Below are 17,992 nucleotides of genomic sequence, written 5' to 3'. Positions count from 1 at the left end.
GCGGCCGCCGTCGGGCTGAATTCTTGTACGTTCTTGATCATGAGTCGGGATGTCGTGCGCGCCTGGCGGCCGGAGCTCCCCGGCATCGCCGAGGTGCTGCACGCCGCCTGGCACGAGCATGCCTACCCGGCCCATACCCACGACACCTGGACCGTGTTGATCGTCGATCGCGGCCTGATCGGCTACGGCCTGGACGGGCAGGAGCACGCGGCCGAGCACACCGGGGTCACCGTGCTGCCGCCGGGAGTGGTGCACGACGGGCGGTCGGTGACCGCCACCGGCTTCCGCAAGCGCGTGCTCTACCTGGAGCCCACAGTGCTCGACGACGGCCTGGTCGGCCGGGCCGTCGACGCGCCGCTGGTCCCGGACGACACGCTCCGCACCCGGTTCGCCGGCCTGGACCGGGCGCTCACCGCGCGCGAGGACGTGGCGGCCGAGAGTCTGCTCGCCCTGGTCACGGAGGGTCTCGCCTGGCACCTCTCCGGCCGTCCGACGCCGCCGCGCGAGCCCGGCGGCACCACTACCGCGCGACGGGCCCGCGACCTGCTCGACGCCGACCCCGCGCGGCCGGTCCGGCTCGCCGAGGTTGCCACCGCGCTCGGCGTCACCGTGCCGCACCTGGTGCGCGCGTTCACCCGTGAGCTCGGCCTCCCGCCCCACCGGTACCTGGTCGGACGGCGGCTCGACCTGGCCCGCCGTCGGCTCCTGGCCGGAGAGCCGGCGGCCGACGTCGCGGTGGCGACCGGGTTCCACGACCAGGCGCACCTGACCCGGCACTTCCGCCGCCTCCTGCGCACCACGCCGGGCCGCTACCAACGCGGCACGGCCTGAGCCCACCCACCGCTGGTCGAGCTTGTCGAGACCCGGTTCGTCAGGTGACGGGTCTCGACAAGCCCGACCAACGGAGGGGCCTCTGGCGGGAGCGCCAGGTCAGGGCTTCTGGCCTACCTCGTCCACGATGCCGGACTCCAGGAGCGCCACGTCGTACATCGCTCCGTCCTCGGTTGCCGGCACACCGTCGGCAAGCTTGTCCGGTGCCCAGAGCTGGCGGAAGCCCAGGAACTCGTTCGTCTCCTCGTCGAAGATCAGCTCGTCCCGAGTCCCCTGGGCGTACGTGAACCCGACCGCGATCCCGGGTCGGCCCGCCGCATCAGCGGTCTCACCCGTGACCGTCACTCCCGAGATCAGGGCGACCGCCCCGAAGACGGCACTGCGTGCCTGCGGCGGCAGGCTGCCGAGCGCCAGAAGCTCCTCAGCCCGCTCGAAGGTTCCGGTGTCGGGGATCGCTTCCGGCCACTCGGTCGGATACGGATCCAGAGTGGGCACCGCGTTGTCCCGCAGGTACTGCAGCATCACGTCGACGTCCCCGTCCGTGGGGAGGTCCTGCGGGTAGGCCGGCAGGTCCGCGCACCACGACTCGTCGCCCTCGGCGCACGGCGTGAGCTGCTCCGACCCGCGCCTGCCGTCCGGGTAGAGCTCGTTCGGCTCGGTCCAGCCCTCGCTGAGCCCCGTGTGCAGGCCGTCGACCGAGGTCCACGTCTCGTCGCTGCCCGTCGTCAGGACCTCGACACCATCTGACATCTCGTAGTAGCTCGAGACGGACTTCGTGTACACGAACTGGTCCGGCCGCGGAGCCCACGGCTCCTGCTCCGCCTCGGCCGCTGCCGCGTCCTGCAGCACCGCGGCCGCCGCCGCGTCGATCCCCAGGCCCGGCTGCTCGCCGTCGCCCGATCCACCCAAGGTCGGCCCCAGGACCATCGCACCGGTGAGGGCCGCCGCCACACCACCGACCAGGGCGACCCGCCGGCCCCACGGCCGAGGCATCCGGATCACGTCACCGGCCACTGCTCGATCGGGCGCACCTGCGCCGCCGTCGGCCACGAACCCGGCCACCACACGCTCGCGCAGCGCGGCAGGCGCCCCGCCCGGCGGGTCGAGGTCTGTCCCAGCAGCCCGCAGCATCGTCATCTCGTCGTTCATCGTCCCGCCTCCAGCTCGTCCGTCGCGCCCGCGCCGAGCGCGGCCCGCACCTGTCGTCGCGCGCGGTGCAGCCGGGACCGGGCAGTACCCGGCCGGATGCCCAGCGTCTGCGCTATCTGTTCCTGTGTGAGGTCGCCCCAGGCCTCCAGCAGCAGCACGTCCCGGTCGCCCGGGGTCAGCCGTCGCAGCGCCTCCGCGAGCTCCGGCCCTGCGGCGCTCGCGCTCACGCGCTCGGCCACGCGGTCCGCGGGCGACTCCTCGGTGTGCCTGACGTCGGACCGGGACCAGGCCCGCAGCCGCGCCTCCTCGGACCGGTGCCACCGCGCGATCTCCTTGGTGGCGATCCCGTAGAGCCAGGGGCGGGCGTCCGGCCGCGACCGGTCGTACGTACGCCGGCGTCGGAACGCGATCGCGAAGGTCTCCGCCACGACGTCCTCGGCGTGCTCGGCCCCGACCCGCCGGTAGGCGTACCGGTACAGCCCCGCCGCATACCTGTCGTAGAGCACCGCGAACTGCTCGGTGTCCTGGTCGGCGGCAGCGATCACCGCGGCGTCGGTCATGATCTGCGGAGCAGCCACCAAGCCGATCGGGACCTTGGCGCCGGCCCACACGCCAACCCGCGGGACCGTTCCCGCGCTCACGTCGGGCGTCCCGCCGTCGGCCCGGTACGAACGTGTCTCATATCGCTTCCCCTTCACCTCGCCGCACCCACTGTCACCCCTGTATCGCCGCGAGGACACCAAAGTGTTCGCGCCCACTATCGACGGCGCGCGCAGCGGGCCGCCGCGTGCGGGAGAATTGCCTCTCGTGACCGACCCAGCGCCCGAGCCCACTCTCTTCGACCTCCCGCCGGGTGCCCGGCGTCCCCGGGCACGCGTGGTGCTGCTGACCGGGCCGTCGGGGTCGGGCAAGACGTCGCTCACGCAGCGCCTCGGGCTGCCGGTGGTGCAGCTCGACGACTTCTACCTCGACATCGACCATCCGGGCCTGCCGCAGCGGTACGGCAGCGTGGACTGGGACAGCCCCGAGACCTGGGACGGCAAGGGCGCGCTCGCCGCGCTGCACGAGCTCGTGACGGAGGGCCGCGCCGACGTCCCGGTGTACGACATCCCGACGTCGCGCCGGACGGGCATCCGCCGGCTCGACATCGGCGACTCGCCGCTGGTCCTCGCCGAGGGCATCTTCGCGGCGCACCTGGTCGACGTCTGTCGCGCCGAGGGCCTGCTCGCGGACGCGATCTGCCTGTCCCGGCCGCGGCTGGTCACCTTCTGGTTCCGGTTCCTCCGGGACGTCGCCGAGGCCCGCAAACCGCTCGGCACGCTGCTGCGCCGCGGGACCTCGCTACTGCGCGCGGAGCCTGCGATGATCGAGCGGTGGGTTGCGCTGGGCTGCCGCGAGACTTCACCCGCCCAGGCGGAGAAGGACATCCGGAATCTCCTTGTGCAAAAGTCCTTGAACACGTAATCCTCGCGTAACCGAATTGCCACGTACCCCACATGCGCAGGCCTCACCCTGGGCACAGGAGGTGGTGTCTGTGATCCAGCGCAACAACTTGCGTGTGCTCTCGCTGTACGAGGGCTTCTTCAGCGGCGGGGCTCGTGTCCTGCACTCGACGGTGGTCGCCGGTCTGCATCAGGGCGGTCGTCAGCAGCATTCTGTGCTGAGCCTGCACCACGAGGTCAGGCGTGAGGCCACCCTCCAGCGCATGGAGGACGACCCCCGGTACCGCGCTCTGCGCGCCGCGGGCGTCCGGATCGGTTCACTGGGCCGGAGCACCGACGCGGGCCACGACCCGCGTACCTTCACGGAGACGGAGCTCGCGGCCGCCGTGCGCCAGGCCGAGAGCTCGCACGTGGTGCTGTCGCTCAAGGAGCAGCCGCTCCGGCTCGTGAACCAGGACGCGTTCCCGAACCGTCCGGTGATCGCGTGCCTGCACCGGTCCGATCCCGAGCACCAGGGCGACGCCCTCGGCGACCTGCTGACCGCGGCGGACCGCGGCCGGCTCGCCGCCGTCGTCTGCTGTGCGGAGTCGACGCGGGATGCGTACCGCGAGGCCGGCGTGCCCGCCGACCTGCTGCGAGTGGTGCCGAACGGCATCAACCTCGCCCGGTTCCGCCCGGTCCAGGGCGCGCGCCGGCTGGCCCTGCGGGGTGCGGCGGGGGTGCCCAGCAACGCGACGGTGGTCGTCTACGCCGCGCGGTACGACGAGATGAAGAACCCCGAGCTCTTCCTCCGGTCGGCCCGCACGTTCCTCGAGCTGGAGCCCAACGGCCACGTGCTGATGTGCGGCGCCGGCATGACGGCGGCCAACCCGGCCCTGCAGAGCGACCTCGCCCGGATCTTCGGCGACCGGCCCGACCTGCTGGCCCACCTGGACCTGCTGGGCGTGCGGCACGACATGGAGCTGATCTACGCGACGGCGGACGTCGTAGCGCTCACCTCGACGTTCGGCGAGGCCGCGCCCCTGTGCCTGATCGAGGGCTCGATGTGTGGGGCGGTGCCTGTCACGACCCCCGTGGGCGACGCGCCGTCGATAGTGGACCGCATAGGTTTCGTGACGTCGTTCGACCCCGCCGAGATCGCCGCGACGTGGATCGAGGCCGCCGCCCGGCGCGAGGAGCTGGAGTCGGCGCGAACCGCCGTCCGACCCCGGTTCAGCCACATCCGGATGATCGCCGGCTACTCGACGATCATCGAACGCACCCACCGCGAGGCGGCCTTAAGGCCCCTCCGCGTCTGACCCGATGACCGCAGGGGCGTCGGACACGGCAAGATGACCTCATGTCCGACGCCCCCGTCACCCTGAGCCAGGTCGCCCGAGAGGCCGGCGTCTCACTAGCCACGGCGTCGCGCGCCATCAACGGGAGCGCTACCCGCAGTGTCCGCGCCGACCTGCGCGAACGCGTCCTGGAGACGGCCCGCCGGCTCGCCTACTCGCCGGACCCGAGCGCGCAGGCCATGGCCCGCGGCCGGACGTCGGCGCTCGGGCTCGTGGTGCACGACATCGCCGACCCGTACTTCTCGACCATCGCGGCAGGCGTCGCCCGCGCCGCCGAGCGCGAGGGCCTGATCGTCACGCTCTCATCCACGGAGCACAGCCCCGAACGGGAGCTCGCCTTCGTCGAGCTGGCCCGGCGGCAGCGGTCCCGCGCGATCATCCTCGCGGGTAGCCGCGGCGTGCCGCCCGAGGCCCTGCCGGGGAAGCACTCGGCGGAGGTCGTGGACCGGCTGCGGCGCGAGGCCGGCGCGCTGGAACAGGCGCTGACCACGTTCCAGCGGGCCGGAGGTGGCGTAGCGACGATCGGGCAGGCCGTGGGCGGGCTGCCCGTCGTGGAGATCGACAACGCCGGGGGCGCGGGCGACCTCGCGCGGGCGCTGCACCGGATCGGGTACCGGCGGTTCGGGGTGCTGGCGGGACCGCCCGGGCTGCGTACCGCTGCCGACCGGACGAGCGGTTTCCTGAGCACGCTCGCCGAGCTGGGCTGCCCGGTGCCCGACCGCGACGTCGTGCGCGGCAGCTTCACGAGGGACGGCGGCCACGAGGCGATGACGGCGCTGCTCGGGCGGACGGCGTCCACCGAGGCAGTGGCTGCGGAGAGCACGCCGGAGGTGGTGTTCGCGGTCAACGACGTCATGGCAGTGGGCGCCATGGCCGCCGTCCGCGACGCGGGCCTGAGCGTGCCGCACGACGTCGCCGTGGCCGGGTTCGACGACATCCACACCCTGCGCGACGTGTCCCCCGGGCTCACGACCGTGCGGATCCCCCTGGACGAGATCAGCGAGGCGGCGACCGCGCTGGCGCTGGGCCGCAAGGACGAGACGCCCGCACCGGTGCGCGGCGAGGTCGTGCTCCGTGACTCCACGCCGGGGACGGCCGGCTGAACCGCAGGCTGACGGTGCTCCCCGCGCCGTCGGCCCGGCTCCGCGCCGCGGAACCGCGGACGCCGCATGTACTCACCGCGAGTCGTGCGCTACGCTTTCTGGGAAAGCGCATTCCCAAGCCACGACGATGGAGTCTCGCCCGTGACCACACTTCGCATCGCCATGAACGGCGTCACCGGCCGCATGGGTTACCGCCAGCACCTCGTGCGCTCGATCCTGCCGATCCGCGACCAGGGTGGCGTCGCGCTCCCCGACGGTTCCCGGGTCCAGGTCGAGCCCGTGCTGGTGGGCCGCAACGCGGACAAGCTCAAGGAGCTCGCCACGCTGCACGACGTGGAGCACTGGACCACCGACCTGGACACGGCGATCGGTGACGCCGACATCGTGTTCGACGCCGCCATGACGAACCTGCGCCCCGCGACACTGTCGAAGGCGATGCGGCAGGGCAAGCACGTGTACACCGAGAAGCCGACGGCGGAGACCCTCGCCGAGGCGATCGAGCTCGCGCGGCTCCAGGCGGAGACCGGCGTGACCGTCGGCGTCGTGCACGACAAGCTGTACCTGCCGGGCCTCGTGAAGCTGCGCCGCCTCGTGGACGAGGGCTTCTTCGGCCGCATCCTCTCGCTGCGCGGCGAGTTCGGCTACTGGGTGTTCGAGGGCGACTCGCAGGCCGCCCAGCGGCCCTCCTGGAACTACCGCAAGGAGGACGGCGGTGGCATGACCACCGACATGTTCTGCCACTGGAACTACGTGCTGGAGGGCATCCTCGGGCAGGTCAAGACGGTGACGGCCAAGACGGTCACGCACATCCCGACCCGCTGGGACGAGTCCGGCAAGGAGTACGCCGCGACCGCCGACGACGCCGCGTACGGCATCTTCGACGTCACCACCCCGGGCGGGGACGACGTCGTCGCGCAGATCAACTCGTCCTGGGCCGTACGCGTGTTCCGCGACGAGCTCGTCGAGTTCCAGGTGGACGGCACGCACGGCTCCGCCGTCGCCGGCCTGCGCGAGTGCCGCGCCCAGCACCGCTCGCACACCCCCAAGCCCGTGTGGAACCCGGACCTGCCGGTCACCGAGCCGTTCCGCGACCAGTGGCTCGACGTCCCCGCGAACGCCGACCTCGACAACGGCTTCAAGCTGCAGTGGGAGGAGTTCTTGACCGACGTCGTCGCCGGGCGCCCGCACCGCTTCGGCCTGCTGTCGGCGGCGCGCGGTGTGCAGCTCGCCGAGCTCGGCCTGCAGTCCTCCGCGGAGGGCCGCCGGCTCGACGTCCCGGAGATCACCCTGTGAGCGGGGCGGCAGTCACGTTCCCCGTGTTCGACGGCGACGGCCGGGTCACCGGTTCGGAGACCGTCGAGCTGAGCGCCCCCGGCCCCTGGACGAAGCCGTCACGGCCCATCGAGTCCCGCATCGCCTTCGCGGCGGCCCACGTGGTGCCGCAGGTCGGGGCGGAGAACGTCCCGGGCGCGCCCGCCGTCGTCGACTGGGACTCCACGCTCGCCTACCGGCACCGCATCTGGGAGCACGGTCTCGGCGTCGCCGACGCGATGGACACCGCGCAGCGCGGCATGGGGCTGGACTGGGCAGCGACGCAGGAGCTCGTGCGGCGGTCGGCGGCCGAGGCCGCCTCCGTGGGCGCACGCGTCGCCTGCGGCGCGGGCACCGACCAGCTCACGCCGGACGTCGTCGCCGGGCTGGAGCCGGGCAACGCCGGGCTGGCCGCGGTGGCCGACGCGTACCGCGAGCAGGTGCACCTGGTGCAGGACGCCGGGGCGCAGGTCATCGTCATGGCCTCGCGCGCGCTGGCGAAGGTCGCCCGCGGGCCCGAGGACTACGCCCTCGTGTACGACGCGGTCCTCGCCGACGCCGAGCAGCCGGTGATCCTGCACTGGCTGGGCACCATGTTCGACCCGGCGCTGGCCGGCTACTGGGGCTCGGACTCCGTCGACGACGCCACGGCGACGTTCCTCGACCTGATCCGGGCACACCAGCCGCGGATCGACGGCGTCAAGGTGTCCCTGCTCGACGCGACCCACGAGGTGGGCCTGCGCCGTTCGCTGGCCGAGCTGTCGTCGGGCGCCTCCAACGTCCGGCTGTACACCGGTGACGACTTCAACTACCCCGAGCTCATCGCCGGCGACGAGCAGGGCCACTCGGACGCGCTGCTCGGCATCTTCGCCGCGATCTACCCCGCCGCCTCCACGGCGCTGCAGGCGTTCGACGCCGGGGACGCCGAGGGCGGGCACAAGATCCTGGCCTCGACCGAGGCGCTGGGCCGGCACATCTTCGCCGCGCCCACGTACTACTACAAGACCGGGATCGCGTTCCTGTCCTGGCTCAACGGGTTCCAGCCCGGGTTCTCCCTGGTCGGCGGGCTGCACTCCGGCCGGTCGCTGCGGCACCTCGTCGAGCTGGCCCGTCTGGCCGACGGCTGCGGCATGCTGCTCGACCCGCCGCTGGCCGCCGCACGGCTTCGAGCCCTTCTCGCGACATACGGGGTGACCGCATGAGCCGCGCCTCGCTGAACACCGCGACCGTCAAGCACGCCTCGCTCGCCGAGGCGTGCGAGGCGGCGGCCACCGCGGGCTTCGGTGCGGTCGGGCCGTGGCGCAACCTGGTGCAGGACGTCGGGGCGCGGCAGGCGGCCCGCATCATCTCCGACGCCGGGCTGCGCGCGTCGTCCCTGTGCCGCGGCGGGTTCCTCACCGCTGCCGACGACGCCGGGATCCGTGCAGCGCTCGACGACAACAAGCTGGCGATCGAGGAGGCCGCGACGATCGGCACCACGGAGCTGGTCTTCGTCGTCGGCGGGCTCGCCGGGTCGACGCCGGGCGGCGCCCCGACGTCCGGCGTGGACCGCGACCTCGTCGCCACGCGCGGCCGCGTCGCCGACCGGATCGCCGACCTGGTGCCGTTCGCGGCCGAGCACGGCGTGCGGATAGTGCTCGAGCCGCTGCACCCGATCTTCGCCGCCGACCGGGCAGTGATCTCCACCCTCGCGCAGGCGCTGGACCTGGCGGCGCCGTTCGCGGCGTCCGAGGTCGGCGTGGTGGTCGACACCTACCACGTGTGGTGGGACCCCGCGCTCCGGAAGTCGATCGCCCGGGCAGGGCGGGAGGACCGCATCGCGTCGTACCAGGTGTGCGACTGGGTGCTGCCGCTCGCGGCGGAGCCGCTGAACTCGCGCGGGCACGTCGGCGACGGGTACATCGACTTCGCGACGATCACGGGCTGGGTGCGCGACGCGGGCTACGTCGGCGACATCGAGACCGAGATCTTCAACGAGGAGATCTGGTCCCGCCCGACGCGGGAGACGGCAACGACGGTCCTGACCCGCTACGAGAAGCACGTGGCCCCACACCTGTAGCCGAACCCCCTTCGAGGTCTAGGTTGCTCCGCTCTGAAGCGTTTCAGAGCGGAGCAACCTAGACCTCGAAGGGGATGTGTGACCGCCGCTACCGTGCCGGGCGGAGGATGAAGCGGCAGAGGCCCCATACCGCGTACAGGAGCGGCGCAGCGGCGAAGCCGAGGCCCACGACCGGGCGCACCGCCAGGACGGACAGCAGCAGTCCGAGCACGAGCAGGACGCCCGCCGAGAGGTACCAGCGCCGGCTGCCGAGCACGAGGGCCGCGAGGAGCACCTCGCGCAGGCGCGTACCGGGCACGTCGTGCACGGCGGCCAGGGCGAGGACGGCGGTCAGCACCGCCCCCACGGCGAGGGTCACCAGCACCGGGATCACCAGCGCGCCGAGGGGGCGGCCCCAGAAGAAGGCCACGTCGACGGCGGCCACGACGACGGCGCCCGTGGCGAGCGCCCCGATCGCGAGGCCGCGGCGCAGGTGCCGGCGCCAGGCGCGCGCGAAGGTGCGCACCACCGCCGTCGAACCGTCGGAGCTGAAGGCACCGAACACCGCGAAGGCCGCGGCGAGTGCCGGGCCGAGCAGCGGCGCTGCCAGGGCGACGTACGGCCAGGTCGCGGCCGGGTCGGTCGCCGCGACCAGCACCACGAGGGGCAGGCACGCGATCGCCAGGAGCAGGTTCGTCATCAGCCCCGTGTAGACGGTGCCGAACACCATCTCGTACGTCTCCGGACCGATCAGCTGCCGGCGGCGCGGCGTTGCCGCTGCGCCGACCCCCGCCGCCTCCATCGTGGTCACCCCTTCACGCCGGTCGTCGCGATGCCCTGGACGAAGTAGCGCTGGCCGAGCAGGAAGATGAGCGCGATCGGCAGCACGGACAGCACGGAGCCCGTCATGATCAGCGCGTGCTCGGCGTTGTACTCACCGATGAACGACTGCAGACCGAGCTGGATGGTCCACAGCGGGCGGTCGCGCAGGTAGATGAGCGGGCCGAGGTAGTCGTTCCAGGTCTGGACGAACGTGATGATCGTCAGCGACGCCAGAGCCGGCACGGACAGCGGCATGATGATGCGCCACCAGATCCCGTACTCGGACAGCCCGTCGATCCGGGCCGCCTCCGACAGGGAGTCGGGGATGGACTCGTAGTACTGCTTCATCAGGAACACGCCGAAGGCGCCGAACGCCTGGAGCAGCATGATCGCCCACAGGGTGTTGTTGAGGCCCCAGCTGGAGATCATCTGGAACTGCGGGATCATGTACGACTGCCACGGCACCGCGATGGTCCCGATGTACAGCAGGAACAGCGCGTCACGGCCGGGGAAGCGCATCTTGGCGAAGCCGTAGGCCGCGAAGCTGCCGGTCAGCAGTTGCAGGAAGGTGACGGCGACGGACAGCACAAGGGTGTTGCGCACCCACGTGACCATGTCGGCCTTGACCCAGATGTCGATGTAGTTGCGCCACTGCACCGGGTCGGGGATCCACTGCACCGGCGCCGTGAACACCTCGTTGTTGAGCTTCAGCGACGAGATCACCATCCAGGCGAACGGCAGCATGATCCCTGCCGCCGCGATGATCATCATGACGTAGAGCAGTACGCGACCGGCCCTCTTGGGTGTGTTCGGCCGGGCGGTGGACGTACGGGAGGCCATCACGCATCCCTCCGCTTGTTGTAGAGGAACTGCACCACGGTCACGAGGATGCAGATGAAGAACAGGACCACTGCGACGGCCGAGGCGTACCCGAACTCGAACTGCTCGAAGCCCTTTTGGTAGATGTACTGGCTCAGCACGAGCGTCGCCTGACCCGGACCGCCGTCGGTCATGACGAGGATCAGGTCGAAGACCTTGAAGCTCTGGATCGTGACCATGACGGTCACGAAGAACATGGTGGGCCGCAGACAGGGCAGCGTGACGTTCCAGAAGCGCTGCCAGGAGCTGGCACCGTCGATCCGGGCGGCCTCGTGCAGCTCACCGGGAACGGTCTGCAGGCCGGCCAGGAACAGGAGCATGTAGTAGCCCATGTCCTTCCAGGTGCCCACGATGATCACGGCGGGCATCGCCCAGTCCTTGGAGACGGTCCAGCCAGGGAGCTCGCCGTCGACGAACAGGCCCAGGAACTGGTTGATCGGCCCGAACTCCGGGCTGAACAGCATGTTCCACACCACGGCGACCGCGACGATCGAGGTGATGTAGGGGAAGAAGGCCACCGTGCGGAAGAACGCGGCGCCGCGCAGCTTCTGGTTGAGCAGCAGCGCGAGGCTGAGGGAGACCACGATGGTGATCGGGATGTGCAGCGCGGCGTAGTAGAACGTGTTGCCGAGCGCGGTGTGGAAGCTCTTGTCGCCCACGAGCCGCGTGAAGTTGTCGAAGCCGACCCACTCCGCGGTCCCGAAGATGTTCCAGTCCGTCAGGGACATGTAGAACAGCGTGATCACCGGCGTCAGGGTGAGCACCGCGAAGCCGAGGAAGTTCGGCAGGATGAACGTCCAGCCGATCAGCGCGTTGCGCACCTTCAGCGACGTACGCGGCGCTCTGAGCTGCCGCGGGGGCTCCGGCTGCGAGAACCCGAGGGTTCGCTCTTTGCCGACGACCGGTGTCGTCATGGGGAATATCTCCTCTGAAGTACTGATGTTCCGGGGGCCCGCGCGGGGCCAGCTCTTCGTTGTGGGCGCGACCGCCGCGACCAGGTGTCCGGGCAACGGTCGCGCCCACAACCAAGCAGGGGGTTAGCCGACCTCGTTGGCCACGCGCTCCTCGGCCTCGGTGATCGCCTCGTCCACAGGTGTGGACTCGGACATGACCGCCGAGTGCAGCTCACCCAGGATCGTCTGGATGGCCGCCGTGTTCTGACCCACCGGGTTCTCCGGCAGGGTCTCGTGCGTGGTGTAGGAGAAGCGGGACAGCTCGTCCTGGGGCACGCCCTCCAGCGAGAAGATCGCGTCCGCGACCGCGTCGTCGATGAGAGCCGGCGTGATGCCGATCTCGGCGAGTGCGGCGGCGCCTTCGGGGCCTGCGGCGAACTTCAGGAAGTCCTTCGCGGTGGCGATCTTCGACTCGTCGATCCCGGCGTTGATGCCCATGGTCGTCGGGTCACCGAAGCTGACCGGCGTGTTCTCCGTGCCGGTCGTCGACTCGTCGAGCTGCGGGATGGGCGCGATGCCCCACTCGAACGTGTTGGCCGCACCCGAGGCCTGCTCGGCCACGAGCGTGCCGATGTACCACGAGCCCATCGGCATCATCGCCGCCTTCTGGGTGCCGAACTGCGCCTGGTAGGTCAGCTCGTTCGTGGTGACCGTCGCGTAGGACGGCTGCGAACCGGCGTCCTGCATGGCGAGCTCACGCTCGTAGTACGGGGCGAGGTACGAGAAGTCGCCGCCGTCGATGGAGGCGCCCTCGGTCTGCGCGAGCGCGAAGCCCTGCACGGTGGACTGCCAGCTGTGCAGGTAGGTACCGGTGACCTGCTTCTCGTCGAGGCCCTTGGTCAGCTTCTCGGCGGCGTCGGCGTAGTCGTCCCAGGTCCAGGAGCCGTCGGGCAGGTCGACACCGGCCTGCTCGAACATTGCCTTGTTGTAGTAGAGCAGCCACGTGTCCTGGCGGTAGGGCACCGCGAAGGTCTTGCCGTCGACCGCCATCGGCTCGAGGCCACCCGTCGCCGGGTCGAGCTCGGCGGCCAGGTCCGAGATGTCGAGGAGCGTGCCGCCCTCCTGGAACGTGACGTAGTTCTTCAGGTTCTTCACGATGAAGACGTCCGGCGCCGCACCGGCCGACAGGTCGGCCGTGAGTGCCGTGTCGTAGTCGTCGCCCGCCGGGTACTCCTTGAGCTCCACGGTGACGTCCGGGTTCGCCTCGTGGTAGGCGTCCGCGAGCGTCTGGAACTCCGGCGTGGACGCGAAGTCCCAGCCGGCCAGGGTGATGGTGACGGGGCCCTCGGGGGCCTCCGGCTCGGACTCGGCGCCGCACCCGGTAAGGGCCAGCGACGCGGCGGCTGCAACGCCGACCGCGCTCATGAGCTTGCGGTTCATTCCTACTCTCCTTCGAGTAATTCCGCTCCCACGACGCCTTGCTGGCTGTTGTCGGGAGCGGCGTGTGTGGTCAGGGCAGGGTTGCCGTGGTCTGTTCCCCGTCCGGCCAGGTCACGGCGGCCTGTCCGGCGGTGAGCTCGAGGCGCGGCTGCCCGATGGCGGGCGTGCGCGCCAGGTAGATGCCGACGGCTACCCACCCGTCCGGGACCGGCACGTACCGCGACCAGGGGGTCGCCGTAGGGCCGGCCAGCGGGGTGGCGTCGTCGGAGGTCGTCTCGCCGCACACCGGTGCGACGTCGCCCAGCAGCGGGACCACCGTGGAGACGAGCCCCGGACCGGCGGACCAGCCGCCGATCCGCAGTGCCGTGGCCTTGGCGGTCCCGACCTTCTCGGCCTGGGAGAGCGCCGAGACGCGCACCAGCCGCACCTCCCAGGCGCCGCGGACCAGGGACACCGTGGTGATCCGGCCCGCGGGGGTCGAGGTGCCCGGCCGGCCGGAGCCGTGGTCGGGGACTGTCGGGTCAGCCACTACCCAGTGGGCCTCTGCCGTCGAGGACAGCACGGCTGCGGTCTCGACGGGCTCGGCCACCGGTCCGGTCTCGAAGCCCGTGCGGTGCGTCGCCAGGCCTTCGGCATCGAGCAGCACGACCGACTGGTCCACGGGTGAGGCCCACGCCTCGGCGTCGAGCAGCGGAGAGGTCGCCGTCGAGTAGCCGAGCCGCGCGTAGAGGGGTGAGTCGCCGACGTCGGCCCCCGGCACCGCGTGGTCGGTGCCGTGGTTGATCACGCGAACGATGCCGTCGTCCTGCGTGGCGCTGATCGCCCAGCCGGGCGCGGCGGCGATCGCGAGCACGTCGCCGACATCAACGGGCAGCGACTCGGGGGCCGCCGTCCACACCTCGTGGGACGCAGGGAGCGCCAGGCCGAGCAGGCCCTTGCTCGCCCAGTAGGGCGACCCGGGGCCGCTGTACCGCTGCGCGATGGGACGCCACGGGCCGTGCCAGCCGAGGGTGAGCAGGCCGTCCGGTCCCGGCACGTCGTGCTCGGCGAAGTGCCGCACGATCCGCGTCGCCGCCTCCCTGATCTGCCCAGGGCGACCGACTCCGGCGAAGGCACCGGCCCAGAACGGCGCGGCGGCCGCGAAGCGGTAGGCGAGGCTGCGGCCCTGGATGAGCGGACCGCCGTCCGACCCGACGAGGGCGAACGCGTCGTCGAGGTAGCGCGCCAGGTGCTCCCGGTCGGCCGCCGACCGGGTGGTCAGGTCGTCGCCCGCCGCCGATGCGACCTCTGCGGCGCCCGTCATCCGCTCCCACAGGGTCGGGTACAGGTGCAGGGCCCAGCCCGCGTAGTGGTCGAAGCTCCGCTCGGGACCGTCGGCGAACCAGCCGCCGGGACGGTGGAACCGGTCGTGCGCCGCGAGGTCGTGCACCATGTCGTCGGCGGAGAACGGGCCGCCGACCGACCGCAGGAACGTCTCGACGACGATCCGGAACCACACCCAGTTGTTGTCCGGGTAGTCGAGATCACCGACGACGGACGCGAGGTACTCGACGGTCCGCTCCTGCACGTCGGGCGACAGGCGGTCCCAGATCCACGGCCGCGTCATGTCGAGGATCAGGGCGAGCGAGGCTGCCTCGACCTTGGCCTGGCCGTGCTCCTCGGGCCGGGTCCAGCGCTCGGGATGTGCGGGGTCGGTGCCCGCCGCCAGCCCTGCCGCGTACCGCGCGGCCAGACCCGTCGGGTCCGCCCCGTTCTCGCCCGCGAGCCGGAAGCCGGCCAGCAGGAACGTGCGCGCGAACCCCTCGAGGCCGTCGACGGCGGTGCCGTACCCGCCGGGCTTGCCGGGCAGCGTGATGAGCGACCCGCTCGGCGAGGCATAGGGCTGGACCCCGGCCAGGAGCCGGTCGGCGTAGGCGGCGAGCCAGGCACGGGCCTCTGGCCCGGTCTGCATGACGGGGACGTGGCGGCTCATGCGACGAACTCCATGTCGGCGCGGGTCACGGCGCTCCGTGGGGAGCCGCCCCGCGCGTACCGCTCCAGCTCGTCGAGCGCGGCGGCGGTCATCCGCCGCGTCTCGGTCCCGAGCGAACCGGCGATGTGCGGCGTGATCATGACGTTGGGCAGGTCGTACAGCACCGACGACGCCGGCAGCGGCTCCGGCTCGGTGACGTCGAGCATCGCGTAGATGCGGCCGGTCGCGCACTCGCGCTCCAGCGCGGCGGTGTCCACGACGGCGCCGCGGGCGGTGTTGATCAGGGTGGCGCCGTCCGGCATGAGCGCCAGCTCGCGCGCGCCGATCAGCTTGCGCGTCGAGGGCAGCTCGGGGACGTGCAGGGAGACGATGTCGGACGCGGCCAGCAGCTCGTCGAGCGGCACCAGTCGCGCACCGGCCTCGGCCACGGCGGCGGCGTCCGCGAACGGGTCCGCGACGAGGAGCTCGCGCGTCTCGGGGCCGGAGCCCTGCACGGTCAGCCGCGCCACCACCTGGCGCCCGGTCCGGGAGAAGCCGACGATCCCGACCACCCGGTCCCGGTTGGACAGGACCTCGTGCTCGCCCAGGTACGACCAGTCGTCGCGCCGCGTGCGGGCGATGTTCGCGAGGAACGGCGCCTTCTTGCCCGCCATGAAGATCGCGGCCACCGTGAACTCCGCGACCGGCAGCGCGTTCTCCGCGACGGCGTTGGTGACGAGCAGCCCGCGCCCCCACACGGCGTCGGACACGAGCGGCCGGACCGTGCCGGCGCAGTGCAGCACGGCGCGCAGGTTCGGCGCGAGGTCGAGGACCTCCGCGGTGATCCGGGGAGCGCCCCACGAGGTGAGGAGCACCTCGACGTCTGCCAGCCGTTCCTTGGCCTCGGGCGTGTCGTAGGCGGTGACGCGTACCGGCTCGCCGAGCCGTGCGAGCTCGCGCAGCCGGGTTTCCTCCTCAGGACCGAACTGCATCTTCCGCGCTCGGTCGTCCATGACGAGCAGGACCTCAGGTCGCCGCACCACCGCTCTCCTCCCCATCGAGTTCACGTTCGCCTGATCATCCAGCCGAACAGTTCCGATCAACTACGATCGGACGATGGCCCATTGAAGCCCACGCCACCTGGCCTTGGCAAGCCCCTGGCCCTGGGCGGGGAAATCCTCTACGATCATTTTCGATCACTGGAGGACAGCACATGACAGCAGCGCCGCTGCCTGCTCCCGACGTCGCCGACCGCGGCTTCTGGGCGTCCGACCGCGTCGTCGAGGCCCTCGCGCCAGCCGTGGCGACGGCGGACGCCGAGCGCGGAACTCCCTGGCCGCAGACCCTCGCCTCGCAGTACGCCAGGTTCTTCCGCGACGGTGACCGCACGGTCTACGAGGCGAACGTCGCCGCCCGGCACGCACGCCTCACCCGCGCCACGCTGGCGGCGCTGCTCGACCCGCGCACTGACCGTGTCGACGAGGTGGTCGACGGAGTCCTGCTGCTGTGCGAGCAGTCGACCTGGTGCTGGGCCGCCCACGACGACACGCACACCCGGTTCGGCCGGGTCACGCCGACCGTCACCGAGCCGTACCTGGACCTCGGGGCGGGCGAGGTCGCCGCTCAGCTCGCGTGGATCGACCACCTGATCGGCCCGGTGCTCGACGACCGTGCCCCCGGCGTGCGGTGGCGGATCCGGCAGGAGACCCAGGCCCGGGTGCTGCGGCCCTTCACCGAGCGCCGCGACTGGTGGTGGCTCGGCGTCGACCACCCGATCATGAACTGGAGCCCGTGGATCCAGGGGAACGTGCTGGCCGCCAACCTCGCACTGGAGGAGGACCCGGACCAGCGCCGGGCGGTCACCGCGCTCGTCGCGGAGGGGATAGCCGCCTACTGGGCGTCGCTGCCCGCCGACGGCGGGGTGGACGAGGGCTACAGCTACTGGTGGCAGGGCGCAGCCCGCGCGCTGGAAGCGCAGGACCTGCTCCGGTTCGCCGGGATCGAGCCGGAACCGGCGGCGCTCGACCGCATCCACGCGACCGTCACGTTCCCGCACTCCATGCATCTCGGCGGCGACTGGTACGTCAACGTGGCCGACAGCGTCGCGCGCCCGCTCGCGACCTGGCCGTGGAACGTCGTGCACGCCTGGGCGCTGCGCGTGGGCGACGGCGACGCCGCCCGGCACGCGGCCTCCTACCGCGGGCTGCCGGGTGGCCTGTTCGACGAGCGCTCCTCCCTCCCCCGGGCCGTCCGGATGCTCTCCGACGCCGCGTGGGCCGAGGCGCCGACCGCCGCTCCGCCCCTGGTCGGGCGGGCGCACTTCCCCTCGACGGGGATCGCCGTGACCCGCTCGGCGCCCGGGTCCGCGCGCGGCCTCGCGGTCTCGGTCAAGGGCGGGCACAACGGCGAGAACCACAACCACGTGGACGTGGGCTCGGTCATCGTGGCGCTCGACGGCGTGCCCCTGGTGGTCGACGCCGGCAAGCCCACGTACCGCGCCGGCACCTTCGGACCGGACCGGTACGAGCTGTGGGCGCTCCGCGGCGACTGGCACAACGTCCCCCGGATCCGCGGGGTGGAGCAGGCCCCGGGCGAGCAATACGCTGCCCGCGGCTTCGAGGTCTGGGACGACGAATCGCCGAGCCACCGTTGGTCGAGCCTGTCGAGACCTGGTGAGTCGCTTGCGGGGTCTCGACAGAGAGCAGGAGCTCACCGCCGGGTGCCTGGGCGATCGCGCTGAAGGCGCCCGACTCGTCCGCCTGGCCCGAGGGCTGGCCGTCCAGCTCGCGCTGGGCC

General features: G+C 71.8%; 16 protein-coding genes. 8 read left to right on the top strand and 8 right to left on the bottom strand.

Annotated elements, in window-relative coordinates:
- Nucleotides 1–39 precede the first annotated feature (39 nt).
- Nucleotides 40–831 (top strand): AraC family transcriptional regulator, encoded by a 792-nt coding sequence (locus tag AB0F70_RS20005; protein WP_357452138.1) that lies wholly within the window; start codon nt 40–42, stop codon nt 829–831.
- Nucleotides 832–930: 99 nt separating this feature from the next.
- On the opposite strand, the gene AB0F70_RS20000 is transcribed toward AB0F70_RS20005, so the two are convergent.
- Together AB0F70_RS20000 and AB0F70_RS19995 are read right to left on the bottom strand one after the other, a co-directional pair.
- Nucleotides 931–1,980, bottom strand: coding sequence for a CU044_5270 family protein (locus AB0F70_RS20000; protein WP_357452136.1), 1,050 nt, complete (start codon nt 1,978–1,980; stop codon nt 931–933).
- Entirely contained in the window at nt 1,977–2,621 is a 645-nt protein-coding gene (locus tag AB0F70_RS19995) for an RNA polymerase sigma factor (RefSeq protein ID WP_357452133.1), read from the bottom strand. The genes AB0F70_RS20000 and AB0F70_RS19995 overlap by 4 nt, the downstream gene beginning before the upstream one ends.
- Nucleotides 2,622–2,787: 166 nt before the next feature.
- Here AB0F70_RS19995 and AB0F70_RS19990 point away from each other — a divergent pair, with 166 nt between their 5' ends.
- The 6 genes from AB0F70_RS19990 (at nt 2,788) to AB0F70_RS19965 (ending at nt 9,232) form a co-directional block, all read left to right on the top strand.
- Nucleotides 2,788–3,444 (top strand): ATP-binding protein, encoded by a 657-nt coding sequence (locus tag AB0F70_RS19990; protein WP_116673411.1) that lies wholly within the window; start codon nt 2,788–2,790, stop codon nt 3,442–3,444.
- A gap of 70 nt (nt 3,445–3,514) precedes the next feature.
- A complete protein-coding gene (locus tag AB0F70_RS19985) occupies nt 3,515–4,720 on the top strand; it encodes a glycosyltransferase (RefSeq protein WP_357452130.1) in 1,206 nt (401 codons plus the stop codon).
- 41 nt (nt 4,721–4,761) lie between these two features.
- Complete coding sequence (locus tag AB0F70_RS19980; protein ID WP_357452127.1) at nt 4,762–5,862, top strand: LacI family DNA-binding transcriptional regulator; 1,101 nt, start codon at nt 4,762–4,764, stop codon at nt 5,860–5,862.
- Between the two features lie 162 nt (nt 5,863–6,024).
- A complete protein-coding gene (locus AB0F70_RS19975) occupies nt 6,025–7,155 on the top strand; it encodes a Gfo/Idh/MocA family oxidoreductase (RefSeq protein ID WP_357452358.1) in 1,131 nt (376 codons plus the stop codon).
- A gap of 68 nt (nt 7,156–7,223) precedes the next feature.
- Nucleotides 7,224–8,375 (top strand): dihydrodipicolinate synthase family protein, encoded by a 1,152-nt coding sequence (locus AB0F70_RS19970; RefSeq protein ID WP_357452356.1) that lies wholly within the window; start codon nt 7,224–7,226, stop codon nt 8,373–8,375.
- Complete coding sequence (locus tag AB0F70_RS19965) at nt 8,372–9,232, top strand: sugar phosphate isomerase/epimerase family protein (protein WP_357452124.1); 861 nt, start codon at nt 8,372–8,374, stop codon at nt 9,230–9,232. Before AB0F70_RS19970 ends, AB0F70_RS19965 begins: the two co-directional genes overlap by 4 nt.
- An 88-nt stretch (nt 9,233–9,320) precedes the next feature.
- Here AB0F70_RS19965 and AB0F70_RS19960 read toward each other — a convergent pair whose 3' ends face one another.
- The 6 genes from AB0F70_RS19960 to AB0F70_RS19935 form a co-directional block, all read right to left on the bottom strand.
- Nucleotides 9,321–10,013: a DUF624 domain-containing protein gene (locus AB0F70_RS19960; RefSeq protein ID WP_357452354.1), complete on the bottom strand. Its 693-nt coding sequence runs from the start codon at nt 10,011–10,013 to the stop codon at nt 9,321–9,323.
- A gap of 5 nt (nt 10,014–10,018) precedes the next feature.
- Nucleotides 10,019–10,873 (bottom strand): carbohydrate ABC transporter permease, encoded by an 855-nt coding sequence (locus tag AB0F70_RS19955; RefSeq protein ID WP_357452121.1) that lies wholly within the window; start codon nt 10,871–10,873, stop codon nt 10,019–10,021.
- The gene (locus AB0F70_RS19950) at nt 10,873–11,826 is read right to left on the bottom strand and encodes a sugar ABC transporter permease (protein ID WP_357452118.1); all 954 of its coding nucleotides are present in this window, start codon (nt 11,824–11,826) and stop codon (nt 10,873–10,875) included. Before AB0F70_RS19950 ends, AB0F70_RS19955 begins: the two co-directional genes overlap by 1 nt.
- Nucleotides 11,827–11,949: 123 nt before the next feature.
- Nucleotides 11,950–13,245, bottom strand: coding sequence for a sugar ABC transporter substrate-binding protein (locus AB0F70_RS19945; RefSeq protein ID WP_357452115.1), 1,296 nt, complete (start codon nt 13,243–13,245; stop codon nt 11,950–11,952).
- Nucleotides 13,246–13,315: 70 nt separating this feature from the next.
- Nucleotides 13,316–15,217 carry a DUF2264 domain-containing protein gene (locus tag AB0F70_RS19940; RefSeq protein ID WP_357452112.1) on the bottom strand — a complete coding sequence of 634 codons (1,902 nt, stop codon included), beginning with the start codon at nt 15,215–15,217 and terminating at the stop codon, nt 13,316–13,318.
- Nucleotides 15,214–16,236 (bottom strand): hydroxyacid dehydrogenase, encoded by a 1,023-nt coding sequence (locus tag AB0F70_RS19935; RefSeq protein WP_357452109.1) that lies wholly within the window; start codon nt 16,234–16,236, stop codon nt 15,214–15,216. The genes AB0F70_RS19940 and AB0F70_RS19935 overlap by 4 nt, the downstream gene beginning before the upstream one ends.
- 173 nt (nt 16,237–16,409) lie before the next feature.
- On the opposite strand from AB0F70_RS19935, the gene AB0F70_RS19930 reads away from it, so the two are divergent.
- Nucleotides 16,410–17,936, top strand: a complete 1,527-nt coding sequence (locus AB0F70_RS19930; RefSeq protein WP_357452106.1) for a heparinase II/III family protein — start codon at nt 16,410–16,412, stop codon at nt 17,934–17,936.
- Nucleotides 17,937–17,992 lie beyond the last annotated feature (56 nt).

The organism is Promicromonospora sp. NPDC023805, assembly GCF_040639635.1.
GTDB lineage: Bacteria > Actinomycetota > Actinomycetes > Actinomycetales > Cellulomonadaceae > Promicromonospora.
The sequence above is the reverse complement of the archived record's forward strand: the minus strand, read 5'-3'. Positions and strand labels throughout refer to the sequence as shown.